Here is a 24,864-nt window from a genome sequence, read left to right as displayed (position 1 = left end):
GAGCCCGGAGGGATGTGCGGTTAGTTGAATACGTTCAGCACCGGATTCCACGGCCGGAACACCCGTTCGGCGAGTGCGTTGTGGGCGAGGTAGGGGTCCGCGGCCATGAGCGCCTCGGCGTCGGCAAGCGTGGCGGGCTCGGGCAGTCGGATGATAATGAGCGCGCCGCCACGGTCATCGGTGTACGGCCCAGAGCCTACGAGTTTGCCTTCCTCCTTGAGCTGGGCGAGGAATTCGCGGTGCTTGGGGCGGACCTCGGCCACGAGTTCCATATCATCGCAATAGGTGTATTCGATAGCGAAAACGTTCATGGATGTCATTGTAGGTGCCGGTGGTTGGGTAGTGTGGAGAACTGTGAGCGCCGACAACAACATTGAGGCTGGTGCGCGCCAGTCGAATTTGAACCTACCGAACGTTTTGACAAGTCTGCGTATTGTGCTTGTCCCGGTGTTTGTGTGGTTGGTGTTATCGCACGCCCAGTGGTGGTCGTTCGGTCTTTTTATCGCGCTGATGATTACCGACAAACTCGACGGCGACATCGCGCGCTCCCGCGGAATTGTCACCAATTTCGGCAAAATCGCCGATCCAATTGCGGACAAAGCGTTAATGATTTCCGCATTGGTGAGCCTCAACCTCACCGGCGCGCTCGCCTGGTGGATCACCGTAGTCATCGTGGTGCGCGAGTTGGGTATCACCTTCTGGCGCATGTACCAGCTGCGGCGCGGCTTGGTGGTGCCCGCCAGCAAGGGGGGTAAGGTGAAAACTACGTTGCAGGCAGTGGCGGTTGCGTTGTACCTGATGCCGCTCCCCGGGTGGTTATTGTTGCCGCGGAGTTTGGTCATGCTCGCCGCGGTGGCGGTGACGGTGATTACCGGCGTGCAGTACCTGCTTGATTCGCGGAAAGAACACTCATGAACGTGTGTGCGGAGCTTGTCGCCGAGTTGCGGCGGCGCGGGGAGACGGTCGCCGTGTGCGAGTCCCTCACCGGTGGACTGGCTAGCGCCATGTTTGTCGACGTCCCGGGCGCCAGCGCCGTGCTCCGCGGCGGGTTGATCACCTACGCCACGGATTTGAAGCATACACTGGCGGGTGTCGACGAGCAGATCTTGGCAACACACGGCCCCGTGTCCTGCGAGTGCGCCACCGCCATGGCGGCCGGTGTCCGCGCGGCCTGTGGTTCCGATTGGGCGGTAGCGCTCACGGGTGTTGCTGGGCCCGACCCGCAAGACGGCCACCCAGTTGGCGAAGTGTGGATCGGGTTCGCCGACCCGAGCGGGTGGAGTGATGCGATTCGGGCTTGTCCGCCGCATCATCACCGGTGGGTGCTGCAAGAAGGCTATTCGAAACCAGTTCCGGTGATCGCCGGGGACAGGGCGGAGATTCGCCGCACCGCGGCCCAGTTCGCGTGGCGCACATTGCTCGGTGTGCTGCGGGAACTCTCGCGGGAACAAAATGATGGATTCGACCGTTAAAGGAAGTGATGGTTACCTACACTGCTCTTTTGGATAAGCCGGCAGCACAGGCTTCACGTACCGAACCTTTGTTGCGTGAGGCCTTGGGTGCCGCGTTGCGATCTTTCCGTGCGGAACAAGGGATAACATTGCGCGAACTTGCGGAGGCATCCCGAGTTTCCCCAGGGTATCTTTCCGAACTGGAACGCGGCCGCAAAGAAGTCTCCTCGGAACTCCTCGCAGCCGTGTGCCGTGCGCTTGGTTCACCGGTCGCAGACGTACTCATCGAAGCGGCAAGTTCGATGGCTGTGCGCGGTGCACGCCCAGAATTAGCTGCGGTGCCCGCAGTTTAGCGGTACATTTGATGTCGAGCGTGCGCTGGATACATCCGCGCAACCTAAAACTTTTAAACAATTAGGAAGGTTTCACTCCACAATGGCTAATCCCTTCGTTAAGGCTTGGAAATACCTGATGGCTTTGTTCGATTCTAAGATCGAGGAGAATGCCGATCCGAAGGTCCAAATTCAGCAAGCCATTGAGGATGCGCAGCGCCAGCACCAAGAATTGTCGCAGCAAGCTGCGGCCGTGATTGGCAACCAGCGGCAACTGGAGATGCAGCTGAATCGTCGCCTCGCCGAAATTGAAAAACTCCAAGGTAACACTCGTCAGGCGCTCCAGCTGGCCGACAAAGCTCGTGCCGCAGGCGACCTTGGCAAAGCCACCGAGTACGAAAACGCGGCCGAAGCCTTCGCTGCTCAACTGGTCACCGCCGAACAATCCGTGGAGGACACCAAGCAGCTGCACGATCAAGCACTGCAGCAAGCCTCCCAGGCGAAGAAAGCCGTGGAGCGCAACTCCATGGCCTTGCAGCAGAAAGTCGCGGAGCGCACTAAGCTGCTCTCCCAGCTGGAGCAAGCCAAGATGCAGGAGAAGGTCTCCGAGTCGCTGAAGTCCATGAACTCCATCACGGCGAATGGTTCCTCCCCGAACCTCGACCAAGTGCGCGAAAAGATCGAACGCCGCTACGCTAACGCCCTCGGCCAAGCGGAACTCGCACAGGGTTCCGTGCAGGGCCGCATGGCCGAAATTGAGCAGGCCGGTGTGCAACTCGCAGGCCACTCTCGTCTCGAACAAATCCGCGCTCAGATGGCCAACGAGATCACCGGTGGTAGCGAAAAGCAAGCCCTCACCGAGGGCACCAGCACGAATTCGCAAGTCACTGATCCGGCCGTAGCGCAGCGCATGCGGGAGCTGCGCGGCGAGGCGTAGCCACTCCTCGTTTTGGAAGGTGTCGCACTGAGGGGGGTGCGGCACCTTTCGCATGTCGGGGCGGCTACCGCGGTTGCAGGTGGCGCAAGGCCAAGGTTGGTGGAAGCTTAGTCGCCAACGCCGCGGGCGATGAGTGCGTCCCCGATGGCTCGTGCGCGCCGGATGGAGCGAATCATCACCGGGGTGCCAAAAGCGGTGAGGGAAAAGTCGGCTCCGCGGGCCTTGCGGGCGTCGAGGACCTCGTAGACCGAGGCGAGTTGCACGGGGATCAGCCGAATCGCCAGGGAGATGGCCAGCGAAATGCTGTCCGCAGGGACGCCGAAGCGCTGCAAGGGGCGCAGGGCGCGTTCCAGGGAGTCCATCATTTCCGCTACGGTGGTGGTCAGTGTCATGAGCACGGCAACCATAATGGCGGCGAGGATCACCAGCACGATTGTCGCGGCTTTTTGCCAGTGGAATTGCCACCATTGGAAGGCCCCTAGAAAAAGCAGGAAGGGGATCGGTGGCCAGATTTGCCCCCAAGCCACCCGCACTGGGATCCGCGCGATGGCAAACATGACGGCGGCCCCCACCACACAAAGCCCGGCCTGCAATGGGGTGCGCGCCAAGAGTGTACTCAAGATGGAGAAAGCGAGAACGCTGGCGAGCTTGATGGAGGGGGGTAGGCGGTGTAGCGGCGAGGTGCCGGGAATATACACCCCTAAGGGGACAGTCCTAATTCTCATGCCATGAGTTTCTGGTAGTAGGAAATAACCTCTTTGGGGGTACCGTCGGCGACTACGCGCTGGTTGTCCAAACACAGTACGCGGTCAAAGTCGGTAAGGAAATCAAGGTCGTGGCTGACCACGATGAGTTGCTGCTCCAAGGCATCGAAGTGGCCCTTTAAATCCTTGCGGTTCCGCAGGTCCAGGAGTGTGGTTGGTTCGTCGGCAATAATTACCTCCGGTTCCATGACCAATACCGCCGCCAGGGCCAATAGTTGCTTTTGCCCGCCGGAAAGTACGTGGGGCGATTTGTCCGCGTGTTCGGTGAGATGGAAGCGTTCCAGCGCGGCGTTGACACGCCGTTCCCGCTCGGCGTGGGTAAGTTTCAGGCGGCGGAGGGAAAACGCGACGTCGTCACGCACGTTGGGCATGACGATCTGGTTTTCGGCGTCGGAAAAGACGAACCCCACGCGGCGGCGAATCTCGCGCCCATGCTGGGCCACATCAATGCCGTCGACGGTGACGCTGCCGGAAGTGGCTTCGCCGAGGCCATTGATCAGCCGGATAAGCGTGGATTTCCCGCCGCCATTTGCCCCGATAATGCCGATTCGTTGTTCGGTCAGTTCGAGGTTGATATGGGTGAGGATGTCGTGGCCGTCAATGGAAACGGACACGTCAGAAAGACGGATATTAGGCATTGGCTGGCTGTGTGGCGCGGCGTTTCGGCCGCAAATCAGGGAAGGCGCTGTGCACGCCAACGGCGATAAAGATACCGGCGATTACCTCGGGGAGATCTGGAAGGATAAAGCCGAGTTGCGTGGCAAAGGCTGCGGCGAAGCCCATTTCGGTGCGGACCCCAAGGCCGATAGCGCCCAAGATGTATTGGATGATGAGGCCGACTACACTGGCGATGGCAAAGGCAGTAAACATGCCGGCTTTGGTGCGTGGGGCTTTGTAAGCGATCAGGCCGGCGACGAAAGCGGCGATAGGGTACGCGATAAGGTAGCCAACAGTGGCGCCTTGGAGGGAGGGGATCAGGGTGCGGCCACCTGCGAGTACCGGCAGTCCGGCGGCGAGCACAAGGAACAGCAGGGCGGCGAGCAGGCCGCGGCGTGGGCCAAGGATGATGGCGCCGATGATCACGGCACCGTTTTGCAAAACGAGGGGCACGGCGGCCAGCGGCGTGGGGATGGCTACCACACCCAATACGCAGTACAGAGCTGCGAAAACGGCGATATAGGCGAGATCGCGGATCGTAGAATTACTGTTCATGGTTATAGAGGATACATTGCCCGTTGAACATCGTTTTACTCGGTACTATAGCGCACATGCGGATAGCAACGTTTTTTGAGTTAGTACACAACGAGTTCGGTGAAAGCAACGGGGATTGGCTGGTGCGCACACATGTGATTGAGAGTTTTCAGGCTACCGCGAAGGAGTTGATGGATCAGGGGGAGGACCTGCGCGAAATCTGGTGGGGACTGTGCCGCGACTTTGACGTACCCGAGGAACGCTGGCTCGGCGAAGACGCCTAACTTCCGCGTTTTCGAAAACAGTTGCGTCAGCGTTTCCGGTTGTGTTCAATCGATCCGCTAGTGTCGAACGTGATGGCGCAGTGTACCTAATCGTGTGCGTCGCACACCACGGCGACCCACACTTGAATCAACGACAGAGGGACAAAGACAAACATGGCTCCAAAGAAGACCAAGGCGAGCGCTGCGGCGGGATCGGCGGCGGACCGCCAGAAGGCGCTCGACGCGGCAATGGCGAAGATAGAAAAGGATTTTGGCAAGGGTGCGATTATGCGGTTGGGTGACGATACCCGCCCGCCGATTCAAGCCATTTCTTCTGGCAACACCGCCATCGACATTGCGTTGGGCATTGGGGGGTTCCCGCGCGGACGTATTGTGGAGGTGTTCGGCCCGGAATCCTCAGGTAAAACCACGGTTGCGCTCCACGCGGTAGCTCAAGCGCAGCGCGCCGGCGGTATCGCCGCGTTTATCGACGCCGAGCATGCACTCGATCCCGAATACGCCCGCAAGTTGGGGGTAGACACCGATGCGTTGTTGGTGGCGCAACCGGATACGGGCGAACAAGCGTTGGAAATCGCGGACATGTTGGTGCGTTCCGGCGCGATCGACGTCATCGTGATTGACTCCGTGGCGGCGCTCACCCCGAAGGCAGAAATCGAGGGGGATATGGGCGATAGCCACGTGGGTTTGCAGGCGCGCTTGATGAGCCAGGCGCTCCGCAAGATGACAGGTGCGCTTCACAACTCGGGCACGACCGCGATCTTTATTAACCAGCTGCGCGAAAAGATTGGCGTGATGTTCGGCTCGCCGGAAACCACCACTGGCGGTAAGGCACTGAAGTTCTATGCTTCGGTGCGGTGCGATGTGCGCCGCATCCAAACCCTGAAGGATGGCCAAGATGCGATCGGCAACCGCACGCGGCTCAAGGTGGTGAAAAACAAGGTTTCCCCGCCGTTTAAGGTGGCTGAATTTGACATTATCTATGGTGAAGGCATTTCCCGAGAGTCCTCTCTAATTGATCTCGGCGTGGAAAACGGGCTGGTGAAGAAGTCGGGTTCGTGGTTTACCTATAACGGTGATCAATTGGGCCAAGGTAAGGAGAAGGTTCGGGCGTTTTTGAAGGATAACCCCGCACTTGCGGACGAGATTGAACAAAAGATCTTTGTAAAGCTCGGCGTCGGCGAGTATGCGAACACGGATTCGGGGGCTCCGGAGCCGAATCTGGACCCGGTTGACGTGGTGCCCAATGTTGATTTTGATGGCGAAGACTAGTTTGACCCATGGCTGATCCCGCGAAACTTGAGCGACTCCAGCAGGCGCTTGCTGCCTATGCATCAGGCGAGTGCGAGCCATTATTCGATGAGCGCGCCGAGCAACTGGAGGCGAAAGTACGGCAGCGTGCCCTTCGATTGCTGGATCAGCGCGCCCGTTCGAAATATGAGCTACAGCAGCGGCTGTTGGCGTTGGAGTTTGCACCCGCTGCCGTGGCGAACGTGATCGCGGATTTGGAGCGCGTTGGGCTGCTCGACGACGCGGAGTTCGCTACCGAGTGGGTGCGCCAACGCGCCCATCGGCGGGGAAAGTCACGGATGGTGCTAAATCTCGAGCTGAAGGAAAAGGGAGTGCCGCAGGAGTTGCGGGACGCAGCATTGGAGCAGATTTCCCTTTCAGATGAACGCCACACCGCGCAGCGCTTCGCTAGCAAGAAGGCGCAGTCGGTTGCGAAGGCGCCGGAGAATCGGGCGGAATACGAACGCCACCTGCGGCGCATCCTTGGGGTACTCGCGCGGCGAGGGTTTCCGCAAGGATTGTCGCTGCAGGTGGCGCGGGAAGCGCTGGATCAGCGGATTGAAGAGCTTGGCTAATCCGTGAAGTTGCGCAGGTCCTTATGATGTTCGTCGTGCCAGTCGACGTTCACCCGGTCCTTCGTTTCCAAACCTTGGTCGGGGTGTTCGGGGACCTTGGCAAGGATGTTGCGGCGGGCGCGTCCAGCACGCAATTGGCGTTCGATGCGTTCCGCGATGGCGGTGAGCGCCATATTGAACAACACCATGATGATCGCCACCACAACTAGCGCGGCGAGGAAGTTGCGGTTGAAGGAGGCGGATTGGATACCGGAGCGAACCACTTCCACATAGCCGATCTGGTAGCCCAAGGCGGAGTCTTTGAGCGCGATGACCATCTGGGCGATGATCGCCGGCAGCATCGCCGCTACGGCCTGTGGCAGCAGGATTCGCCACATCGTGTCCCGGTGGGACATGCCCAGCGCTTTCGCCGCCTCGACTTGGCCCTTGGGCAGCGAGTTGATTCCGGAGCGTAGGATTTCCGCGATGACCGCACCGTTGTACATGGTCAGGCCGAACACTACCGCGGCGAATGCCAATTGGCGCGACGGCACGATGTTGTATTCGGCGAACATTTGGTACGCGAAGATCATTAGAATCAGCACTGGGATTGCGCGGAAGAATTCCACGATCACCGCGCACAGGGTGCTGATCCACTTGGTGGGGGACAACCGGCCCAAGCCCAGCGCGGTACCCGCGACGAGTGCCAGCAGGATGGACGCCAGCGCGGCCTTCAGGGTGCCCCACAAACCCGGCAGAATATAGGTGTTCCACGTGCGGCTTTCCAAAAACGGCGTCCACTTGTCTGCGGTGAGTTGCCCGGTGGAATGCAGTACGCTAAACGCCCAGTAGAGCACCGCGACAGCAAACGCTACGGCGACAGCTGCGACGATGGTGTTCAGGCGCCGACCTTTCGGGCCTGGGGCGTCGTAAAGCACGGTTGCGGAGGTCATTTCTTCACCGCCAATCGTTCGGAGAGCCGGCCCACGTACAGGCCCATCGGCAGGGTCAGTACCACGAAGCCCAGCGCAAACACGCCGAAGACGATAAACAGCAGGTCAGCATGGTTTTCAATGGTGGTTTTCATCAACAGCGAAGCCTCCGCCACCCCAATCGCCGAGGCAATGGTGGTGTTCTTGGTCAGCGCGATCAGGGTGTTACCCAGCGGCACTGTCGCCGCCCGCACGGCCTGCGGAAAAATCACGGAAGCGAAAATCTGTCCGAAAGATAGTCCGAGGGAGCGTGCCGCCTCAGCCTGGCCGAAATGTACGGTGTTAATGCCGGAACGCAGCGACTCAGCAACGAACGCCGAGGTGTACAGGACGAACCCAAGCACGGCGAGGTTAAAGTTATTCTGCTCCAAAAACCGCGGGCCTTCCGGCGCCAGTGTCAAACCTAGGTTCTGGTACAGGCCAACCGAACAGAAGATCACCACCAGTGTGAGTGGGGTGTTGCGCAGCGTATTGATGTAGCTGGTGGCGATGAAGCGCAGCACCGACACGGGGGAGACTCGCATCGCCGTGAGAATGGTGCCGAGGAGCATCGCACCAATCGCGGAGAAGAAGGTGAGCTTGATGGTCACCCAAAACGCTGGCAGCAACGCCCCTTGGAGGTCTTGAACAAGGGACTGCATCATGGCGACTACTTTCCGAGGAAGGACATGTCGCCGGGGGAGCCCTTGGTGACTACCGAGGCATCGTCACCGAGGTTTTCTTTGACAAAGGTGTCGAAGGAGCCGTCCTCGAACATCTTCTTCAATGCGGCGTTGATGGCGTCGGTGGCTTCCTGGTCGTCCTTCGCTACGCCAATGCCGTAGTACTCGTTGGTGAACGCCTCACCATCGTCCTTTTTCATCTCCACCACGTTGAATTCATCGTTGTATTGGGCGGCGTACCCGTACAGGATGGTCGCGTCGGTGGTCATCGCATCCACCTTCGATTGGTGGAGCGCCTCCACGCACGAGGAGTAAGTGTCATATTCCTGCAATTGCACGCCCGGCAGCGCGTCCTTCACCTTTTGCGCCGGGGTGGAGCCGGTGACCGAACACAGGATGCGGCCGTTTTCAAGGTCTTTGAGCGACTTGACCTCGTCGTTGTCGGCGCGCACGAGCAGCGCTTGGTGGGTGAGCAGGTACGGTCCACCGAAGTTTACTGCGTTGGCGCGACCCTCGTTGATGGAGTAGGTGGCGGTGATCATGTCCACCTCACCGTTTTTCAGCAGGGTTTCGCGCTGCGCGGAGGGGGTTTCACGCCAGGTGATTTCCGGCTCCTTCCACCCCTTGTCTTTGGCAATGGAGTTCACTACGTAGGTGGCTACGTCGACGTCAAGGCCAGACATGGTGCCGTCCGGGTTTTGTAGGCCCAGGCCGGGCTGATCGTACTTGGTGCCCAGCGTGACCTTTCCGGATTCGAGGTTCGCGAGCAAGCCAGCGCCGCCGGAGTCGCCGCAGCCCACAAGGGCGGAAGCGGCGATGGCCAAGGATGCCAAGGTGGCGAATGTACGTTTCATGGTGAGGGCTCCTTCGGAGTTTGCAAGCAATCAGTAATCAGTCGGGGAGTGTACGAACAAATACGGAAGACTGTTCGGGGTCAGTGCGCGAGGATTTTGCCGAGGAAGTCGCGTGCGCGTTCGGTCTTCGGATTATCAAAGAAGTCATCCGGAGTGGTGTCCTCCAATATCGCCCCATCAGCCATGAACAGGATGCGGTCCGCCACACGCCGGGCGAAGCCCATTTCGTGGCTAACCACCAACATGGTCATGCCTTCGGCTGCGAGTGAGGCCATAACGTCGAGCACTTCGTTGACCATTTCTGGGTCAAGGGCGGAGGTTGGCTCGTCAAAAAGCATGACCTTGGGCTTCATGGCGAGCGCGCGGGCAATCGCCACGCGCTGTTGCTGGCCGCCGGAAAGCTGGGCGGGGTACTTATCCGCCTGGTTTGCAATGCCCACGCGTTCGAGCAGCGCCATGGCTTCCCGCTCGGCGTCGGCTTTGTTCAGCTTGCGCACTTTCATCGGCGCGAGCATCACGTTGTTGCGGATGGTCAGGTGCGGGAACAAGTTGAAGGATTGAAAGCACATTCCAACATCTGCCCGCAGCGCGGCGAGCGCTTTGCCCTCTTCGGGGAGGAGCTTTCCGTCAATGTGGATTTCTCCACTATCGATGGTTTCCAAGCGATTAATTGTCCGGCACAGAGTTGATTTTCCGGACCCAGATGGACCAAGTACAACAACTACTTGGCCTCGCGGAATTTCCAGGTTGATGTCCCTGAGCGCGTGGTACGAATCGAAGTATTTATTCACCCCGCTCATTGAAACCATTGGGTGCGATGTGGTTGAACTCATGTATAACACCATAGTGTGAAATCGCTTACACGGTAAAGTTTTAACTAAAAATTCTCGAAATATTGGAAAAATTGTTGCCATTAGGCGGGAAATACCGGGGCGGTTAGAATGCTTCACTGTGCTGCAGGAGAAGAAGACTTATGAGGTTCGCACGTTCGGTTGCCAGATGAACGTGCACGATTCGGAGCGGCTTTCCGGCCTGCTGGAGGAAGCTGGTTACACGCCCGCCGGCGCGGGCAACGAACCCGATCTCGTGGTGTTTAATACGTGCGCGGTGCGGGAGAACGCCGATATGCGTTTGTATGGCACTCTCGGACATCTGCGCCATGTGAAGGAGCAGCGCCCCGGTATGCAGATTGCAGTGGGCGGCTGCCTCGCGCAGAAGGATAAGGACCTAGTGGTGCAGAAGGCGCCGTGGGTGGATGTGGTGTTTGGCACCCACAACATTGGCTCCCTGCCCACGCTGCTGGCGCGCGCCGCGCACAACAAGCGCGCGGAGGTGGAGATCGTGGATGCCCTGGAGCAATTTCCTTCCGTGCTGCCCGCGAAGCGGGAGTCCGCCTACGCCGGCTGGGTGAGCGTATCCGTGGGTTGCAACAACACCTGCACGTTTTGCATTGTGCCGTCGCTTCGAGGCAAGGAGATTGACCGCCGCCCCGGCGACATTCTGGCGGAGGTACAGGCGTTGGTGGATCAAGGTGTGAGCGAGGTGACCTTGCTCGGGCAAAACGTCAATTCTTATGGCGTGAACTTCGCGGACCCAGACGTGGAGCGTGACCGGTCCGCGTTTTCCAAGTTGCTGCGCGCGTGCGGCGAGATCGAGGGCCTGGAGCGCGTTCGGTTCACGAGCCCGCACCCGGCTGAGTTCACTTCCGATGTGATCGACGCTATGGCGGAGACTGCGAACATTTGCCCGCAATTGCACATGCCGTTGCAGTCCGGCTCGGACCGGGTGCTCAAGGCGATGCGGCGTTCGTACCGTTCGAAGAAGTTCCTGCGCATTCTTGATGAAGTTCGTGCAAAGATTCCCCATGCAGCGATTACTACCGACATTATTGTGGGGTTCCCCGGTGAGACGGAAGAGGACTTTCAAGCCACCCTTGACGTCGTGGAGAAAGCCCGTTTTACCAGTGCGTTTACGTTCCAGTACAGCCCCCGCCCCGGGACGCCCGCCGCGACATACGAGGAGCAGATTCCAAAGGAAGTAGTGCAGGAGCGTTATGAACGTTTGATCGCGTTGCAGGAGCGTATTTGCGCCGAGGAAAACGCCAAGCTTATCGGCCAGCAGGTGGAGTTGCTGGTACAGGCGGGCGGCGGGCGCAAGAACCACCGCACGCAACGCATGTCCGGTCGGGCGCGTGACGGACGGCTTGTGCATTTCACGCCGCAGCCGGGGATTCGCCCAGGTGACGTGGTTACCGTCACCGTTACGGACGCTGCGCCTCACTTCCTGATCGCCGACGCGGGCGTGCTCAGTCACCGTAAAACTCGCGCGGGCGACATGTCCGAAGCGGGACGCGTGCCGACGACCGCCCCAATCGGGGTGGGCATGCCAAGTTTCGGTCGGCCGCAAACCAGCCCGGTGGCGGCCGATGCGTGCGGCGGCTGCTCATCGTAGTGTCGGCCGCGTCGTCGTTGGTGCGGTGGTGCTGCGGTGAAGCCAATACAATGAACATGGCGTATTGCGGCGGCCAGCGCCGCACAATGATGAATTAGGTTAGGAGACGTGGGGATTGTGAGCGAAGAGGATCGCCTCGCGAAATATCGCGACGATCTCGCCGGCGCGGAGCGGAAAGCTTCTCAAACTGTGACGTTGGGGCGGGTGCAGACATTCATGGCGATTGGAATGGTGGGCTTTTTTGTCTCCCTATTCCTGCCACACTCCGGTCAAGTCATTGGGCTTGATGTGTTGTTCTTTTCGGAGACTGCCCAAAAGTTTGTCACCACTGTGCCCGAACGAATTTACGTTTGGTTGGGGGTGGTCGGGGTGGTGCTGCTCAATATTGGCACCCTGGTGTCCCGATCTGCGCTCATCGCACTTATGACGTGGTTTTTCAGCGGCGCGACGTTGTTCTACTCGATCTTTGCCATTTGGATGCGGCAGTCCCGCCCCCCGACGGAACCGGGTGTTGGCCCGTCCTTTGGGTTGATGCTCGGCGCGGTCAGCGTGTGCATCGTGGCGATCGCATATTCCTTTGTGGTGTTGCGCCGGAGCGCGTTTCAGCAAGCCTTGGCGGAAGCCCGCGTGGCGGAGAAGAAGAAGGATACTATCGCCGAGGTGCAGGAAAGCATTCTCGCGGCCGGCCGGCAAACCGAACTTGTAGACGATCGCCGCGCCCGCCGCAAGCGCGGCAAACCCACCACCGAGCACCCCGAAGGCTAGGGTCGCCGGGACGTTTCGCGCGGTGACGGCTACCGGTCGTTGACGGCCTCGAGCGCGGCGTTGGCCCATTCCTGCCACTGGGCCGCTTGGGCGCGCAATTGTTCCGCCTTCTTGGCGTTACCGCGCGCTTCGGCGGCTTCCGCAGCGGCCGTAAACTCCTCGACCTTGGCGGTGAATTGCGCGGCGCGGGCTTGAGCTTCGGGGTCGGTGCGGCGCCATTGAGCTTCGGCGGCTTCGGTGACGCGGCGTTCCAAGCGCCCGATCTTGTCTTCGAATTCGCGCACGCGGCCGCGAGGCACGTACCCGATCTGCTCCCACTTTTCCTGCAACTCCCGCAGGTGATGCCGGGCGCTTTCCAGATCCTTGGCCGGGTCGATTTTCGCGTCGTATTCCGCAATGAGCGCGTTTTTCGCCGCGGCGTTGTCAAGGAATTCGCGGTCGCGTTCTTCGGACGCGGCGTTGCGGGTAGCAAAGAAGTGATCCTGGGCGGCCTTGAACGCGGCCCAGAGCTTATCGTCAATGTCGCGCGGTGCGCGTCCCGCAGCCTTCCATTCCGTCATGAGATCGCGGAACGCTTTCGCGGTGTCGTTCCAATCGGTGGAGTCCTTTAGCTGTTCGGCGCGCGCCACCAGGTCTTCCTTGATGCGGCGTGCGGCGGCCCGCCCGCGATCCAACTCCGCGAAGTGGGAACCGCGACGCCGGTTAAACGCATCCCGGGCGCGCGAATAGCGCTTCCACAACGCGTCGTCTGTTTTGCGGTCGATGCCGCGGATGGTTTTCCACTCCTCCAGGATGTCGCGCAAGCGATCTCCGGCGACCTTCCAATCCGTCGAGTGTTCACCAATGTTTTCGGCTTCTTCCGCGAGGGCTTCCTTGCGGGCGATGGCGCGGGCCCGTCGTTCAGCGCGCGCCGCGCGGGCTTGCTCGCCGGCGGTAGCCGAGGCGTCGATAATCGCGCCTAAGCGCCGGTCCAAGCTGTCCAAGTCGCCGATGACGGCGGCGGTTGGCAGGGTTTCGCGGAGGCTCACCGCGGCATCACGAATCGTGTTGGCGTCGTCCGGGTGTGACTTCAGCCGCGCCTCCAACAACTCCACCTCAGTGGACAAATCTTCGAATCGTTTGCCGTAGTGGGCGAGGCCTTCCGCCGGGGTGCCCGCCTGCCAGGAGCCGATGAGCCGGTCGCCGGCTGCGGTGGTGACGTACACCGACCCGTCTTCCTCGACGCGCCCCCACTGCGAGGGGTCGTTGGTGTGGTGCACTGGCGTGGCGGGACGTGCGCCGGGGCGGGGCCCTGGGCGAGGTCCGGGACGGGGGCCGGGCTTAGGGGTGGGATGCGTCATGGTGTAAAAAGATCCTTCATCTCGTGCCGCGCGTCACGGCTGCCGGTGCACTTGCGTGGAAATGCGGTCGTACAACGATTCACATTACCGTGCTTGCGCGCGCCGCGTTCGTTAGATTGGTGTGGTGCGAGATGTTTCTTTCCTGCCGCGACCAATTGCCGTGGTCGGCCCGACTGCGTCCGGCAAGTCGGCGTTGGGGTTGGCGCTGGCCCACGCCCTCGACGGCGAGGTGGTCAATGTTGATTCCATGCAGCTGTACCGCGGGATGGACATTGGGACGGCGAAACTGGCGCCCGCCGAGCGTGAGGGGATCGTGCACCACCAGCTGGACGTGCTGGAGGTGACGCAGCCGGCGTCCGTGGCGCGCTACCAGGCGGAGGCCGTGGCGGACGTGGAGGATATTCTCCGCCGCGGCAAAACTCCGGTGTTGGTGGGCGGTTCAATGCTGTACGTCCAGTCGCTCGTGGACGATTGGCAATTTCCACCTACCGACGCGCGCGTTCGCCGCCGTTTTGCCGAACGCCTCGAGGAGATCGGGGTGGAGGCGTTGCACGCGGAGCTGGCCGCCATCGACCCGCAGGCCGCCGCGATTATTGAAGACCGGGATCCGCGGCGAACCGTACGCGCCCTCGAGGTGATCGAGCTCACGGGCAAACCGTTTGCCGCCAGCCAGCCGCCTATCGACGCCCCGGCCCGCTGGGGCACCGTCATCTTCGGCTTGGAAACGTCCCCGGAGTGGCTCAACCCCAGGATCCAGGCCCGGACTGAGCACATGTTCGCTTCCGGCTTCGTAGGGGAGGTGGAGGAGCTGGTAGCTCAGGGGCTGGTTGCGGAATCCACCGCGGGCCGGGCGATCGGCTACGCGCAGGTGCTCGCCGCTTTTGCCGGTGACCTAACGCTCGAGGAGGCGTTCGCCCGCACCGTCACCGGTACGCGGCGTTATGTGCGACGGCAACGCAGTTGGTTTCGGAGGGATCCACGCACGCTGTGGCTGGATGCGCGCGGGGACACCTTTGCGCAGGCGATGCAGCAACTAGAATTGCTGCCATGATTCGCTTTGCTAAGGGCCACGGCACCGAAAACGACTTTGTGATTCTTCCTGACGCCGACGCGGCACTCGAACTCTCACCTGAATTCGTTGCCGCGTTGTGCGACCGGCGGGCGGGTATCGGGGCCGACGGGGTGCTGCGTGTGGCGCGCGCGGGGGCGTTGGTGTCGCGCGGGGTGATCGCGCCGGTGCCTGGCGTCGCGGATGAGGATTGGTTTATGGATTACCGCAACGCCGACGGCTCTATCGCCGAGATGTGCGGTAACGGCGTGCGGGTGTTCGCTCATTGGCTGCGCCGCGAAGGGTTGCAAACCGCTGAGCGTTTCGTGGTAGGTACCCGCGCGGGCGCCCGGCCCGTCACTGTTCACGAGGCCGACGCCTGCGACGCTACCGTGAGTGTGTCCATGGGGCCCGCCGCGGTCACTGGCCTGTCCACCTGTACGGTTGGTGAACATCATTTCGCGGGGCTGGCGGTGGACATGGGGAATCCGCACCTTGCCTGCGTCATCCCGGGCTTACGCCCCGCGGAGCTTGCGGCGCTGCCCATTGAGCTTCCCCCGGTCATTGATGAGGACTTCTTTCCTCACGGCGTGAACGTGGAGGTGCTCACCGAACTTGTTGATGGCCACGTGCACATGCGCGTTCATGAACGCGGCGCCGGGGAAACCCGCTCCTGTGGCACGGGAACCGTCGCCGCGGCGCGGGCCGCGCTCGCGGATAAGGAACGCACCGACGGTACCGTCATCGTCCACGTGCCCGGTGGGGAAGTGCGCGTCACCATTGCTGGGGAGTCGTCCACACTGACGGGGCCTTCGAAGATCGTCGCCGAAGGGCAGTGGTTGGGGCACTAGGGTTCGTAGCGTGCCGCCGCGCGGCGGGCGCGCACCCATGCTTCCTTGAGCTCCAAGGCGCGCCGATCGGTCACCGCGAGCAGCGCCTCCATTTGTGCGACTGAGAGGTCCGTGTGGAGGCGCGCTTCGAGGCGCCGTAAAAAGCGCTGCGCGGTGTCGTGCTGGTAGAAGAATGCTTCGATGTCGGGGTCGTCGCAATCCGGGTTCCCCAACGCCGGCCGATGCAATGTTCGATCGGCGAGATTTTTCGCGTCGTTGCCGTGCAAGAAGCGATCGTAGGCGTCGATCACGTCCCGAATATCATCCGCCGAAAGTTTAATCGACGTCATCAGTGTTGCGGATTCGCTTTGGTTCGGGCGCATCGAATTGGCAACGAACATCAGCAAAATGATGATCGCGGCAAGCACGATGCCTTCCAAGCGCAGGGTGAGCGCCAGTGCGGCACAGCTAATCCAGATGATGAGCTTGTAATACTTCGGATTCAGGTCAGGCATGGTGATGTGCGCTCAGAACGTCCGCTATAAGTGACCGCTGCTGCAGCCTCCGCCGCAGCTGCCGCAGGAGTCGCCGCAGCCAACCGGCGGTAATATCGATCCAGTAAGAACAACCGTTCCAGCAACGATGCTACCAGGTGCGGGCAGGGTGCCGTCGGCCAGACACAAGTCTACCCAGTGTGGCGCCGCAAGCCGAACGTGGATAAAGCGTTGCCCCGTGAGTTCGTTCGTGCGGTACTCGGCTGAATGTACGGTTCCGGTGAGAGCGGCGGAGGCGTCGGGGCTTTGCGCGCCGGAACCGCTCGCTATCAGCAGCGCGCCCTGGCTGACGATCATCGGCTCGGGATCGCGCCCGTGTGCGGCGTGGAATTCCGCCGCGTCCGCGAAGGTTGCCACCTCCAATCCGAGCGCCGTGAGCGCGAGGCGTTCGAATTGCTGGGTCGGTTCCTCTACGAGCAGCGGCCCCTGGGCGAGGTTGCAGGTCAGTGAGGTGACCACTGAATCGTCCTCGGCGAGGATGTCGCACAGCGCGAGCACGTCGTTGATCATGCTGATATGCGCAGTGGCGTTGGTGGTGGATTCGAATCCGGTCCAGGTGGCGTAAGGTGACACCGCCAGAATGTTGACTCGCGCCCCAGAGGCATCTGCGTATTGGATCAGCTGCCCGCCGCGGACTTCGCCAATAACTTCGAGTTTGCCGGTGGCGATGGCGGCTTCGACAGCGTCTTGCCAGCGGGGGTATTCCATTCCAATGGCCGGGAGATCGTGGGTCATAGCCTTCATCGTAACTGGTGATCGTACATAAGTACCTCTAGGGGTGAGGGGGTAACTCAAAACACAACACGAGGATATGTAGGTAAGGCGAACTTGGGTGTAGGTTTCTTGGTATACCCGAAAACGTCGGTGTCGCCCGCAGGGGCCCGTGCGTAGTGCACGCGCGCGCCCTCGGCTCGACCATCGGAGGAAAGAAAGTATGGGAGCAATGGATTTCAAGCTCGACGCAGTGCCGCTAGGCCAAGAAGTGGTGTTGGCTCCAATTGATCACCCGATGCGACGTCGGCTCGCTGAGCTCGGCATTCGCGAGGGCGCTCGGTTGCGGATCACGCAGCGCACAAGTGGCGGCGGCCGCGTGATCGACCTGGATCACACGCGGTACGCCATTGACGGGCGCACTGCCTCAGAGCTCATTGTTCGACCAGTTCAGGAGGCATAAATGACCGCCATGACTTCGTGCTCGTGCCATTCAACTGGCCACGGCCACCGCATTCAGGGCGCGCCAGTGATCGCCCTGGTGGGCGCCCCGAACGCCGGTAAGTCCACCCTGTTTAACGGTTTAACGGGTGCCCGCGCGCACATGGGAAACTGGCCAGGTACCACCGTGGAGGTAAGCCGCGGCGCGTGGAAAGTGAATGGCACTACCTACGACGTGATCGATTTTCCGGGCGCGTATTCGCTGGATCCGGTGAGCCCGGACGAGGCGTTGACACGAAACCTGGTCATTGATACTGAAGAGCGCCCAGACGCGGTGATTGTCGCCGTGGACGCCGCGAGCTTAAGTCGTGGGCTCTATATGGTGTCGCAGCTTGCGGAGGAGAATTTCCGCATTCTGGTGGTGGTGACCAAGGAAGACGTCGCCGCCGATCAAGGTGTGAGCATTGACGCCGCGAAATTGTCCCGCGAATTGGGCGTGCCCGTGGTGACGGTAGATCCGCGCAGGCGCGCGAATATCGCTGCGGTGGGTGCGGCGCTGGAGGAGCTGATGGCGCAGCCCCCACGGACCCTGCGCAACCAGGTAGACGGCGACGAATTCGAAATCGCCGATGCGCGTTTTGCGTGGGTGGAGCACGCTGTGGCTGCGGCAACCACCCGCAAGGAAAGCTCCCGCACCCTCACCGAACGTATCGACGCCGTGGCCCTCCACCCCTTCTTCGGGCCGTTGATGTTCCTTGCCGCCATGTGGCTGGTGTTCCAAATCACCACCACGGTGGCTGCCCCGTTCCAGGACGGCTTGGACGCATTGTTCGCGGGACCGGTGAGCGACACGGTGCGCGGCTGGTTGTCGTCCGCCCCACCACTGTTTACCGGGCTGGTGGTTGACGGCCTGATCGGCGGTGTGGGTATGGTGCTCACCTTCGCGCCGCTGATGGCGCTGATGTTTTTGTGCTTGGCGTTTTTGGAGGATTCCGGCTACATGGCCCGAGCCGCCGTGGTCACCGACCGGTTGATGAAGGCTATCGGCCTGCCCGGCAAGGCGTTTATCCCGCTGATCGTCGGGTTCGGCTGCAACGTGCCCGCCATTTCCGCTACCCGCGTGTTGGCGGAGCCACGGCAGCGCCTGCTTACCGCATTGCTTATTCCATTTACCTCGTGCTCCGCGCGGCTGACGGTGTATGTGATGCTGGCCGCCACCTTCTTTCCGGACTACGCCGGCACCGTGGTGTTCGTCATGTACCTGGTCTCCATCGGCCTGGTGGTGTTGACCGGGTTGTGCTTGCGGCACACCTTGTGGCGCCGCGTGGGTACCGAACCGCTGGTGATCGACCTACCGGTGTATCAAATCCCGGGCGCGCGGCTGGCGTTGTCGGTGATGTGGGTTCGCCTGAAAGGCTTCCTCCAGACCGCTGGCGGCATTATCGTGGCCACCGTCGTAGTGGTATTCCTGCTGCAATCCACCCCGACCACGGGCGACTATAGCTTCGCCGACGAAAACCTGCCCCCGCAGGAAAGCGCGTACGGTGTGATGAGCGAAGCGGTGGCGCCGGTGTTCGCCCCGGCTGGTTTCGGTTCGTGGTCCATCGCCGGCACCCTTGTCACCGGTTTCGTGGCCAAAGAGGCCGTGATCTCCTCCTGGGCGCAAACCTACAGCCTGGAGGACCCGAGCAGCGAGGAACCCGAACAGCAAGGCAAATCCGCCTTGGCCAGCGCGATCCGCGAAGACTTTGACACAACCTCCGGCGGCCACGGCATTGCCGCGGTGTGGGCATTCATGGTGTTCCTGCTGGCCTACACCCCATGTGTGGCTACCCTTGCTGCGCAGCGACGCGAAATCGGCTTGAAGTGGACCCTGTATGGGGTGGGCATGCAGCTTTTCGCCGCCTGGGTGCTGTCCGTCCTCGTCTTCCAAGTGCTGAGCCTATGGTGGTGATCCTGTATGACGAGCCCGTTATCCGCAGTTCGCGCTAGCGTTGAGGATGGTGCGGTCACGGTTGTTGAGATTGCTGAGCGCACCGGGTTGACTCGATCCACGGTGAGTGCCGCATTGGAGCACTTGGAGCGTATGGGGCAGTTGCAGCGACGTCGAGAAGCGATGGCGTGCAGCGGCAGCTGTGGGGGCTGCAACGAGGATTCCTGCGGCACAACCGGGGGGCTTGTCACGTTGACCTTGACTCGCAAACCCTCGAGTTCCCGTGCGATAATGACGGGTAATGACTGAACAACCATCACTTTCTGTTACCCCCACCACGGGTGAGTTGGACCTTGAGGCGCGTTCCAGCCTGCGCCGGCTCACCCGCGGTGCCAAAACCCACACCACCGAACAATCTGACGGCTACGACGTCGAATACCGCAAACTCCGCCTTGAACAGGTGGTGTTGGTGGGCATGTGGACCGAAGGCAGCGCCGCCGAGATCGAAGCCAACCTCGCCGAGCTCGCAGCGCTCGCCGAAACTGCCGGCGCCGAGGTGGTGGACACGATTTACCAAAAACGCGACCGGCCCGACCCCGGCACCTACATTGGCTCCGGCAAGGTCAAAGAGCTCAAGGAAATCGTCGTGGCCTCCGGCGCCGACACCGTCATCTGTGACGGCGAACTAAGCCCCGGGCAGATGATTGCCTTGGAAAAAGCGCTCGATGTGAAGGTGATCGACCGCACCATGCTGATCCTGGATATTTTCGCCCAGCACGCGAAATCCAAGGAAGGTAAGGCGCAGGTGTCGCTGGCGCAAATGGAGTACCTGATTACTCGCGTGCGTGGTTGGGGTGGGAGCTTGTCCCGGCAGGCAGGCGGTCGCGCCGGCTCGAACGGCGGCGTGGGTCTGCGTGGCCCCGGCGAAACAAAGATTGAGGCGGATCGCCGCCGATTGCGCTCGGACATGGCGAAGATCCGCAAAGAGTTGGAGGCGATGAAAACCTCCCGGGAGGTCAAGCGTTCCCAACGCCGCGCCTCCACCGTGCCGCAGATCGCCATCGCCGGCTATACCAACGCGGGCAAATCCTCCCTCATCAACGCCATGACTGGCGCCGGGGTGCTGGTGGAGGACGCGCTCTTTGCCACCCTGGACCCCACCACGAGGCGAGCGGAACTCGCGGATGGCCGCGCGGTCGTGTTTACGGACACCGTGGGCTTTGTACGCCATCTGCCCACCCAGCTGGTGGAGGCGTTCCGCTCCACCCTTGAGGAGGTCGTGGAGGCGGACCTTGTGCTGCACGTGGTGGATGGCGCCGACGCGTTCCCGTTGAAACAGATCCAAGCGGTCAATGGCGTTATCACCGATATCGTTCGCGAGCTCAACGTCCCGGCGCCGCCGGAGTTGATTGTGGTGAACAAGATCGACATTGCGGACCCGCTGACGTTGGCGGAGCTGCGCCACGCACTGGTGGATCCGGTGTTTGTTTCCGCACGCACCGGCGAGGGGATCGCGGAGCTTGAGGCCCGCATCGAATTGTTTTTGAATTCCCTCGATGCGCACATTACGTTGCGCATTCCGTTTACGCGCGGCGACATCGTGGCACGCGTACACGAGCACGGAACGGTGCTGAGCGAAACCTATGACGGTGACGGCACGGTGATCGATGTCCGCCTACCGCAATCCTTGGCTGCGGAGTTGCGCAACTTTACAATTTCCTGATTTGGGTGTTTGGGTGTGCGCGACGGATAATGAGGTCTCGTGAGTACTTCATGGGGCTGGTCCGTCCACGGCGACGGCAAAACGATTCAACCAGGCGGCGTTGTCGCGCCCGAGGAACGCCTGAACTGGAGCCGGACCGTCGGCATCGGCATGCAACACGTTATCGCAATGTTCGGTGCAACATTGCTCGTGCCAACGCTCACCGGGTTCCCAGTCAACACCACGTTGCTGTTTTCCGGCGTGGGCACCATGCTGTTTCTCTTGGTTACCCGCAACCGCCTGCCAAGCTACCTAGGCAGCTCATTTGCGTTTATTGCGCCGCTGGTGGCTACCCAGGCTGAGGGTATTCCCACCCAATTGGGCGGCATAATTGTTGCGGGCTTGGTGTTGGTGGGCGTGGGTTTGCTGGTGAAACGCACGGGGCGTTCGCTTCTCGACGCCGTGATGCCCCCCGCCGTGACCGGCGCCATCGTCGCACTCATCGGCCTCAACCTCGCGCCGGTGTCCGCGCAATCGTATGCGGAACAACCGTTGGTGGCCACCATCACCATGGTGGCGATCCTGCTGGCCACCGTCGCCGGGCGTGGTATGGTTGCCCGCCTCGGCATCCTCATTGGCGTCATTATCGGCTGGTTGTTCGCCACCTTCACCGGTAATCTCACCGACGACGCCGTGCGTGCTCTCGCAGCGGCCCCGTGGCTGGGCTTCCCCGAATTCCACACCCCCCAATTCGAACTGTCGGTGGTGCTGGTTACCCTGCCGGTGGTGATCGTGCTCATCGCCGAAAACGTTGGCCACGTCAAGGCCGTATCCGCGATGACTGGCCGCAATATGGATGATCTCGCCGGTGACGCCTTGATCGCCGACGGCCTCGCCACCTCCCTCGCTGGCGGATTCGGCGGCTCCGGCACCACCACGTACGCCGAAAATATTGGTGTGATGGCAGCCACCAAAGTTTATTCCACCGCCGCCTATTGGGTGGCGGCGCTTACCGCCGTGGCACTCGCCTTTATCCCGAAATTCGGTGCCCTCATCCTGACCATCCCACCCGGCGTATTGGGCGGTGCCACCATTGTTCTCTACGGCTTGATCGGCATGCTCGGCGTGCGTATCTGGCAGGACGCCAAAGTGGATTTCAATAATCCTGTCAATCTCACCGCCGCCGCAGTGGCACTCATCGCTGGCATCGGCAACCTGACGCTCACAGTCTTCGGTGTTGAATTGGAAGGTATTGCCTGGGGTTCCGTCGGCATCATCGTCGGCTATCCGATACTGAAATGGTGCTACGAAACCATCGGCGAAGGCCAAAACATGCACACATCCTGATCTAAAACGTGAAAAACACCGCCGCAACGAAGACGATCCGTTGCGGCGGTGTTGACGTTCCGGAGGCGTTAGGCGTCCAGGTCCTTTTCAATCAAGCTGGCGATCTCCTCAACGGCGGCTGCGTTGTCGGAGGTCACCACCACCTGGTCGCCCTTTTCCGCGCCGAGCGCCATGATCATCAGGGAGGAGGCAGCTTCGGTGGGTTCGTCATCTTCTTCGCCGACGAGGGTGAGGAAGATGTCTTCGTCGTAGTTGCCTGCTGCTTCAGCGATGATCGCTGCGGGGCGTGCGTGCAAGCCGACTGCGGAGCCTACGGTGACGGTCTTCGATGCCATGTGATGGTCCTTTCATGGAAGGGGGCGATGTGCCCAACTTTACGGAACTCTTGTTGATTCCGCTAGGAAACTAGCAAACAATATTTTTGGTTATGCCCGATTGGCGGCTGCGGGTGCCCTGTTGATCTGCTTCAGCGCGACCACCGCCAAGGCGGAAACTGCGGAACCGATGATGATTGCCGCTACCCACGCCCACGCCGGGTCGATGGCGAACAGGACGAACAGGCCGCCGTGCGGGGCGCGGGATCCGACGCCGAAGGCCATCGAGATTGCGCCGGTGGTCGCGCCGCCGACCATCATTGCAGGGATGACGCGCAACGGGTCTGCGGCGGCGAATGGGATGGCGCCTTCGGAGATGAAGGAGAGGCCCAGCAGCCAGGCGGATTTGCCGTTCTCGCGCTCTGCTTCGGTGAAGAGGCGGGGGCGCAGTAGGGTGGCGATCGACAGCGCGATCGGGGGTACCATGCCGGCGCCCATGACGGCGGCCATGATGGTCAAGGCGGCGTCGTCACCCGTGGACAGGCCTGCGGTGGCGAACAAGTAAGCGGCTTTGTTCACGGGGCCGCCGAGGTCGAAGCACATCATCAGTCCGAGGATGATGCCCAGCAGCACTGCGGAGGATCCGGACATCGACGTCAGCCAGTTTTGCAGGGCGTCGAGCAGCGCGGCGAGCGGGCGCCCCAGCACGAGGTACATGGACAGGCCCACGATCAGCGAGCTGAGGAGCGGGATGATCACCACCGGCATGAGCGAGGCGATGATGCGGTGTACTTTCATCGAGCCGATGGCCATGGAGATGATCCCGGCGAGGATACCGGTGACAAGCCCGCCGATGAAGCCAGCGCCGACCGCCAAGGAGATCGCGCCGCCGATGAAGCCGGGGGCGATGCCGGGGCGCCCGCCGAGGGCGTAGGCGATGTACCCGGAGAGTGCGGGAACGATGAAACCCATGGCGGCTTGGCCGGTGGCGAAGAGCACGGCACCAAAGTAGAGGAGGAATCCGGCGCGGTCGAAGGTGTTTTCGCCGACGACGTGCCCTGGCAGATTGGTCAGCGAGTGGTTTGTGACGATTTCTTCCCACCCGTTGGCCATGTCGTAGCCGCCAAAGAGGAAGCCGAGCGCGAGGAGCAAACCACCGGCTGCCACGAACGGGATCATGTAGGACACGCCGGTCATGACCGCTTGCTGGATGCGCTTGCCCCAGCCGAGTTGGGCCCCGGATTCTTCGCCTTGTTCAGCGCTTGACGCACCCCCGCTGACTCGGCGCGCGTTGGGATTGTTCGCCGCTGCCTGGGCTTCGGCAATCATTTTGGCGGGTTCGTTGATGGCGCGTTTCACGCCGGATTCGATGACGGGTTTGCCCGCGAAGCGTTCGCGGTCTTTCACCCCGACGTCGGTGGCGAAGATCACCGCGTCAGCGGCGGCGACGACATCCGATGGCAACGGGGTCACCGAGGAGGAGCCTTGGGTTTCTACAACGAGTTCCACCCCGTCCATTTCCGCCGCGGTTTGGGTCAGGGAATCGGCCGCCATGTAGGTGTGGGCGATGCCGGTGGGGCAGGCAGTGATTGCGACGATCCGGGTGACCGCTGCGCTCCCGCCGCTGCTGGCGTCGGTGTCGGTTGTGCCGCGGCGCTGTTTGGGCTTGTTGAGTACTTCGGTGACGCGTTCGACGATTTCATCTTTGGTGGTCGCGCTGCGCAGTGCTTGGATGAAGTCTTTGCGCACCAGGGCGCGCGCCAGGGTGGACAGGATTTTCAGGTGGGCTTTCCCACCGCCTTCGGGGGCGGCGATGAGGAAGACGAGGGTGGCGTCGCCGTCGGGTCCGCCGAAGTCGACGGGATTGGTGAGCCGGACGAACGCCAGGGTGGGTTCGTTGACGGCTGCGGTGCGGCAGTGGGGGATGGCCACCCCGCCGGGTACGCCGGTGGGGGATTGCGCTTCGCGGGCGCAGGCGTCCTCGGTGAGGAGTGCCGCGTTGGTGGAGCGGCCCGCGGCGGCGACCGTTTTGGCCAGTTGGCCGATAACGTCTTCTGGCGTGGAGCCGAAGTCGGCATCCAACGTCACAAGGGATGGCGTGATGGTGCTCATGGTGTGCT

29 protein-coding genes are annotated in these 24,864 nt (G+C 61.5%); 16 read left to right on the top strand and 13 right to left on the bottom strand.

The window, feature by feature from the left end; all coding sequences use genetic code 11:
• Positions 1-20: 20 nt before the first annotated feature.
• The gene (locus tag Q4D83_RS00405; protein ID WP_303172017.1) at positions 21-311 is read right to left on the bottom strand and encodes a YciI family protein; all 291 of its coding nucleotides are present in this window, start codon (positions 309-311) and stop codon (positions 21-23) included.
• Between Q4D83_RS00405 and pgsA the strand changes: the two genes are divergently transcribed.
• The 4 genes from pgsA to Q4D83_RS00385 all read left to right on the top strand — a co-directional run bounded on the left by pgsA (position 310) and on the right by Q4D83_RS00385 (position 2,720).
• Positions 310-915 (top strand): CDP-diacylglycerol--glycerol-3-phosphate 3-phosphatidyltransferase, encoded by a 606-nt coding sequence (gene pgsA, locus Q4D83_RS00400; RefSeq protein ID WP_303172016.1) that lies wholly within the window; start codon positions 310-312, stop codon positions 913-915. The genes Q4D83_RS00405 and pgsA overlap by 2 nt on opposite strands.
• The gene (locus tag Q4D83_RS00395) at positions 912-1,472 is read left to right on the top strand and encodes a CinA family protein (protein WP_303172014.1); all 561 of its coding nucleotides are present in this window, start codon (positions 912-914) and stop codon (positions 1,470-1,472) included. Before pgsA ends, Q4D83_RS00395 begins: the two co-directional genes overlap by 4 nt.
• 8 nt (positions 1,473-1,480) lie before the next feature.
• The gene (locus Q4D83_RS00390; protein WP_303172012.1) at positions 1,481-1,804 is read left to right on the top strand and encodes a helix-turn-helix domain-containing protein; all 324 of its coding nucleotides are present in this window, start codon (positions 1,481-1,483) and stop codon (positions 1,802-1,804) included.
• An 82-nt stretch (positions 1,805-1,886) separates the two neighbouring features.
• Positions 1,887-2,720: a PspA/IM30 family protein gene (locus Q4D83_RS00385; protein ID WP_303172010.1), complete on the top strand. Its 834-nt coding sequence runs from the start codon at positions 1,887-1,889 to the stop codon at positions 2,718-2,720.
• Positions 2,721-2,827: 107 nt separating this feature from the next.
• Here the strand turns inward: Q4D83_RS00385 and Q4D83_RS00380 are convergent, their stop codons facing one another.
• The 3 genes from Q4D83_RS00380 to Q4D83_RS00370 are packed head-to-tail and all read right to left on the bottom strand — an operon-like array spanning position 2,828 to position 4,696.
• Entirely contained in the window at positions 2,828-3,445 is a 618-nt protein-coding gene (locus Q4D83_RS00380) for an energy-coupling factor transporter transmembrane protein EcfT (protein WP_303172009.1), read from the bottom strand.
• Positions 3,442-4,122 carry an energy-coupling factor ABC transporter ATP-binding protein gene (locus Q4D83_RS00375; protein WP_303172008.1) on the bottom strand — a complete coding sequence of 227 codons (681 nt, stop codon included), beginning with the start codon at positions 4,120-4,122 and terminating at the stop codon, positions 3,442-3,444. Before Q4D83_RS00375 ends, Q4D83_RS00380 begins: the two co-directional genes overlap by 4 nt.
• A complete protein-coding gene (locus Q4D83_RS00370; RefSeq protein WP_303172006.1) occupies positions 4,115-4,696 on the bottom strand; it encodes a biotin transporter BioY in 582 nt (193 codons plus the stop codon). The genes Q4D83_RS00375 and Q4D83_RS00370 overlap by 8 nt, the downstream gene beginning before the upstream one ends.
• Positions 4,697-4,752: 56 nt before the next feature.
• Between Q4D83_RS00370 and Q4D83_RS00365 the strand changes: the two genes are divergently transcribed.
• From Q4D83_RS00365 to recX, 3 genes are all read left to right on the top strand, one after another.
• Positions 4,753-4,959, top strand: coding sequence for a DUF3046 domain-containing protein (locus Q4D83_RS00365; RefSeq protein WP_303172005.1), 207 nt, complete (start codon positions 4,753-4,755; stop codon positions 4,957-4,959).
• A gap of 153 nt (positions 4,960-5,112) precedes the next feature.
• A complete protein-coding gene (recA, locus tag Q4D83_RS00360; RefSeq protein ID WP_303172004.1) occupies positions 5,113-6,228 on the top strand; it encodes a recombinase RecA in 1,116 nt (371 codons plus the stop codon).
• A gap of 8 nt (positions 6,229-6,236) precedes the next feature.
• Complete coding sequence (gene recX / locus Q4D83_RS00355; RefSeq protein ID WP_303172003.1) at positions 6,237-6,821, top strand: recombination regulator RecX; 585 nt, start codon at positions 6,237-6,239, stop codon at positions 6,819-6,821.
• On the opposite strand, the gene Q4D83_RS00350 is transcribed toward recX, so the two are convergent.
• The 4 genes from Q4D83_RS00350 to gluA all read right to left on the bottom strand — a co-directional run bounded on the left by Q4D83_RS00350 (position 6,818) and on the right by gluA (position 10,117).
• Positions 6,818-7,753 (bottom strand): amino acid ABC transporter permease, encoded by a 936-nt coding sequence (locus Q4D83_RS00350; RefSeq protein WP_303172002.1) that lies wholly within the window; start codon positions 7,751-7,753, stop codon positions 6,818-6,820. The genes recX and Q4D83_RS00350 overlap by 4 nt on opposite strands.
• A complete protein-coding gene (locus tag Q4D83_RS00345) occupies positions 7,750-8,433 on the bottom strand; it encodes an amino acid ABC transporter permease (protein ID WP_303172843.1) in 684 nt (227 codons plus the stop codon). The genes Q4D83_RS00350 and Q4D83_RS00345 overlap by 4 nt, the downstream gene beginning before the upstream one ends.
• 8 nt (positions 8,434-8,441) lie before the next feature.
• Positions 8,442-9,308 carry a glutamate ABC transporter substrate-binding protein gene (locus Q4D83_RS00340; protein WP_303172000.1) on the bottom strand — a complete coding sequence of 289 codons (867 nt, stop codon included), beginning with the start codon at positions 9,306-9,308 and terminating at the stop codon, positions 8,442-8,444.
• 80 nt (positions 9,309-9,388) lie between these two features.
• A complete protein-coding gene (gene gluA / locus Q4D83_RS00335) occupies positions 9,389-10,117 on the bottom strand; it encodes a glutamate ABC transporter ATP-binding protein GluA (RefSeq protein WP_303172841.1) in 729 nt (242 codons plus the stop codon).
• Between the two features lie 190 nt (positions 10,118-10,307).
• Between gluA and miaB the strand changes: the two genes are divergently transcribed.
• Positions 10,308-11,759 carry a tRNA (N6-isopentenyl adenosine(37)-C2)-methylthiotransferase MiaB gene (gene miaB, locus Q4D83_RS00330; RefSeq protein ID WP_303172840.1) on the top strand — a complete coding sequence of 484 codons (1,452 nt, stop codon included), beginning with the start codon at positions 10,308-10,310 and terminating at the stop codon, positions 11,757-11,759.
• A 108-nt stretch (positions 11,760-11,867) separates the two neighbouring features.
• Complete coding sequence (locus Q4D83_RS00325; protein ID WP_303171998.1) at positions 11,868-12,524, top strand: hypothetical protein; 657 nt, start codon at positions 11,868-11,870, stop codon at positions 12,522-12,524.
• A gap of 29 nt (positions 12,525-12,553) precedes the next feature.
• Here the strand turns inward: Q4D83_RS00325 and Q4D83_RS00320 are convergent, their stop codons facing one another.
• Positions 12,554-13,864, bottom strand: a complete 1,311-nt coding sequence (locus Q4D83_RS00320; protein ID WP_303171995.1) for a DUF349 domain-containing protein — start codon at positions 13,862-13,864, stop codon at positions 12,554-12,556.
• 142 nt (positions 13,865-14,006) lie between these two features.
• Between Q4D83_RS00320 and miaA the strand changes: the two genes are divergently transcribed.
• The gene (gene miaA / locus Q4D83_RS00315; RefSeq protein WP_303172838.1) at positions 14,007-14,915 is read left to right on the top strand and encodes a tRNA (adenosine(37)-N6)-dimethylallyltransferase MiaA; all 909 of its coding nucleotides are present in this window, start codon (positions 14,007-14,009) and stop codon (positions 14,913-14,915) included.
• Positions 14,912-15,763 carry a diaminopimelate epimerase gene (gene dapF / locus Q4D83_RS00310; RefSeq protein ID WP_303171992.1) on the top strand — a complete coding sequence of 284 codons (852 nt, stop codon included), beginning with the start codon at positions 14,912-14,914 and terminating at the stop codon, positions 15,761-15,763. The genes miaA and dapF overlap by 4 nt, the downstream gene beginning before the upstream one ends.
• Here dapF and Q4D83_RS00305 read toward each other — a convergent pair.
• Both Q4D83_RS00305 and Q4D83_RS00300 read right to left on the bottom strand, forming a co-directional pair.
• Positions 15,760-16,257, bottom strand: a complete 498-nt coding sequence (locus tag Q4D83_RS00305; RefSeq protein WP_303171990.1) for a hypothetical protein — start codon at positions 16,255-16,257, stop codon at positions 15,760-15,762. The two genes, dapF and Q4D83_RS00305, sit on opposite strands and share 4 nt — an antisense overlap.
• Positions 16,258-16,281: 24 nt before the next feature.
• Complete coding sequence (locus Q4D83_RS00300) at positions 16,282-17,031, bottom strand: hypothetical protein (RefSeq protein ID WP_303171988.1); 750 nt, start codon at positions 17,029-17,031, stop codon at positions 16,282-16,284.
• A gap of 199 nt (positions 17,032-17,230) precedes the next feature.
• On the opposite strand from Q4D83_RS00300, the gene Q4D83_RS00295 reads away from it, so the two are divergent.
• Genes Q4D83_RS00295 through Q4D83_RS00275 form a run of 5 tightly spaced genes read left to right on the top strand, consistent with a single transcriptional unit; the run spans position 17,231 to position 22,430 of the window.
• Positions 17,231-17,470: a FeoA family protein gene (locus Q4D83_RS00295; RefSeq protein WP_303171985.1), complete on the top strand. Its 240-nt coding sequence runs from the start codon at positions 17,231-17,233 to the stop codon at positions 17,468-17,470.
• A gap of 9 nt (positions 17,471-17,479) precedes the next feature.
• Positions 17,480-19,402 carry a ferrous iron transport protein B gene (gene feoB / locus Q4D83_RS00290; protein WP_303172836.1) on the top strand — a complete coding sequence of 641 codons (1,923 nt, stop codon included), beginning with the start codon at positions 17,480-17,482 and terminating at the stop codon, positions 19,400-19,402.
• 6 nt (positions 19,403-19,408) lie between these two features.
• Entirely contained in the window at positions 19,409-19,690 is a 282-nt protein-coding gene (locus tag Q4D83_RS00285) for a winged helix-turn-helix domain-containing protein (protein ID WP_303171983.1), read from the top strand.
• On the top strand, positions 19,683-21,104 hold the full coding sequence (hflX, locus tag Q4D83_RS00280; protein ID WP_303171980.1) for a GTPase HflX: 1,422 nt from the start codon (positions 19,683-19,685) through the stop codon (positions 21,102-21,104). Before Q4D83_RS00285 ends, hflX begins: the two co-directional genes overlap by 8 nt.
• A gap of 39 nt (positions 21,105-21,143) precedes the next feature.
• Positions 21,144-22,430, top strand: a complete 1,287-nt coding sequence (locus tag Q4D83_RS00275) for a uracil-xanthine permease family protein (RefSeq protein ID WP_303171977.1) — start codon at positions 21,144-21,146, stop codon at positions 22,428-22,430.
• 68 nt (positions 22,431-22,498) lie between these two features.
• On the opposite strand, the gene Q4D83_RS00270 is transcribed toward Q4D83_RS00275, so the two are convergent.
• Together Q4D83_RS00270 and Q4D83_RS00265 are read right to left on the bottom strand one after the other, a co-directional pair.
• Positions 22,499-22,765 carry an HPr family phosphocarrier protein gene (locus Q4D83_RS00270; protein ID WP_303171975.1) on the bottom strand — a complete coding sequence of 89 codons (267 nt, stop codon included), beginning with the start codon at positions 22,763-22,765 and terminating at the stop codon, positions 22,499-22,501.
• Between the two features lie 90 nt (positions 22,766-22,855).
• Positions 22,856-24,856 carry a fructose-specific PTS transporter subunit EIIC gene (locus tag Q4D83_RS00265; RefSeq protein WP_303171973.1) on the bottom strand — a complete coding sequence of 667 codons (2,001 nt, stop codon included), beginning with the start codon at positions 24,854-24,856 and terminating at the stop codon, positions 22,856-22,858.
• Between the last annotated feature and the right edge of the window lie 8 nt (positions 24,857-24,864).

The organism is Corynebacterium sp. (assembly GCF_030532715.1).
GTDB lineage: Bacteria > Actinomycetota > Actinomycetes > Mycobacteriales > Mycobacteriaceae > Corynebacterium.
The sequence above is the reverse complement of the archived record's forward strand: the minus strand, read 5'-3'. Positions and strand labels throughout refer to the sequence as shown.

Bases quoted from the DNA above. Each gene is read 5' to 3' on its own strand.
- pgsA (WP_303172016.1), top strand. From the start codon at position 310: ATGGATGTCATTGTAGGTGCCGGTGGTTGGGTAGTGTGGAGAACTGTG.
- Q4D83_RS00405 (WP_303172017.1), bottom strand. From the start codon at position 311: ATGAACGTTTTCGCTATCGAATACACCTATTGCGATGATATGGAACTC.
- Q4D83_RS00395 (WP_303172014.1), top strand. From the start codon at position 912: ATGAACGTGTGTGCGGAGCTTGTCGCCGAGTTGCGGCGGCGCGGGGAG.
- Q4D83_RS00390 (WP_303172012.1), top strand. From the start codon at position 1,481: ATGGTTACCTACACTGCTCTTTTGGATAAGCCGGCAGCACAGGCTTCA.
- Q4D83_RS00385 (WP_303172010.1), top strand. From the start codon at position 1,887: ATGGCTAATCCCTTCGTTAAGGCTTGGAAATACCTGATGGCTTTGTTC.
- Q4D83_RS00380 (WP_303172009.1), bottom strand. From the start codon at position 3,445: ATGAGAATTAGGACTGTCCCCTTAGGGGTGTATATTCCCGGCACCTCG.
- Q4D83_RS00375 (WP_303172008.1), bottom strand. From the start codon at position 4,122: ATGCCTAATATCCGTCTTTCTGACGTGTCCGTTTCCATTGACGGCCAC.
- Q4D83_RS00370 (WP_303172006.1), bottom strand. From the start codon at position 4,696: ATGAACAGTAATTCTACGATCCGCGATCTCGCCTATATCGCCGTTTTC.
- Q4D83_RS00365 (WP_303172005.1), top strand. From the start codon at position 4,753: ATGCGGATAGCAACGTTTTTTGAGTTAGTACACAACGAGTTCGGTGAA.
- recA (WP_303172004.1), top strand. From the start codon at position 5,113: ATGGCTCCAAAGAAGACCAAGGCGAGCGCTGCGGCGGGATCGGCGGCG.
- recX (WP_303172003.1), top strand. From the start codon at position 6,237: ATGGCTGATCCCGCGAAACTTGAGCGACTCCAGCAGGCGCTTGCTGCC.
- Q4D83_RS00350 (WP_303172002.1), bottom strand. From the start codon at position 7,753: ATGACCTCCGCAACCGTGCTTTACGACGCCCCAGGCCCGAAAGGTCGG.
- Q4D83_RS00345 (WP_303172843.1), bottom strand. From the start codon at position 8,433: ATGCAGTCCCTTGTTCAAGACCTCCAAGGGGCGTTGCTGCCAGCGTTT.
- Q4D83_RS00340 (WP_303172000.1), bottom strand. From the start codon at position 9,308: ATGAAACGTACATTCGCCACCTTGGCATCCTTGGCCATCGCCGCTTCC.
- gluA (WP_303172841.1), bottom strand. From the start codon at position 10,117: ATGGTTTCAATGAGCGGGGTGAATAAATACTTCGATTCGTACCACGCG.
- miaB (WP_303172840.1), top strand. From the start codon at position 10,308: ATGAACGTGCACGATTCGGAGCGGCTTTCCGGCCTGCTGGAGGAAGCT.
- Q4D83_RS00320 (WP_303171995.1), bottom strand. From the start codon at position 13,864: ATGACGCATCCCACCCCTAAGCCCGGCCCCCGTCCCGGACCTCGCCCA.
- dapF (WP_303171992.1), top strand. From the start codon at position 14,912: ATGATTCGCTTTGCTAAGGGCCACGGCACCGAAAACGACTTTGTGATT.
- Q4D83_RS00305 (WP_303171990.1), bottom strand. From the start codon at position 16,257: ATGCCTGACCTGAATCCGAAGTATTACAAGCTCATCATCTGGATTAGC.
- Q4D83_RS00300 (WP_303171988.1), bottom strand. From the start codon at position 17,031: ATGACCCACGATCTCCCGGCCATTGGAATGGAATACCCCCGCTGGCAA.
- Q4D83_RS00295 (WP_303171985.1), top strand. From the start codon at position 17,231: ATGGGAGCAATGGATTTCAAGCTCGACGCAGTGCCGCTAGGCCAAGAA.
- feoB (WP_303172836.1), top strand. From the start codon at position 17,480: ATGACTTCGTGCTCGTGCCATTCAACTGGCCACGGCCACCGCATTCAG.
- Q4D83_RS00285 (WP_303171983.1), top strand. From the start codon at position 19,409: ATGACGAGCCCGTTATCCGCAGTTCGCGCTAGCGTTGAGGATGGTGCG.
- hflX (WP_303171980.1), top strand. From the start codon at position 19,683: ATGACTGAACAACCATCACTTTCTGTTACCCCCACCACGGGTGAGTTG.
- Q4D83_RS00270 (WP_303171975.1), bottom strand. From the start codon at position 22,765: ATGGCATCGAAGACCGTCACCGTAGGCTCCGCAGTCGGCTTGCACGCA.
- Q4D83_RS00265 (WP_303171973.1), bottom strand. From the start codon at position 24,856: ATGAGCACCATCACGCCATCCCTTGTGACGTTGGATGCCGACTTCGGC.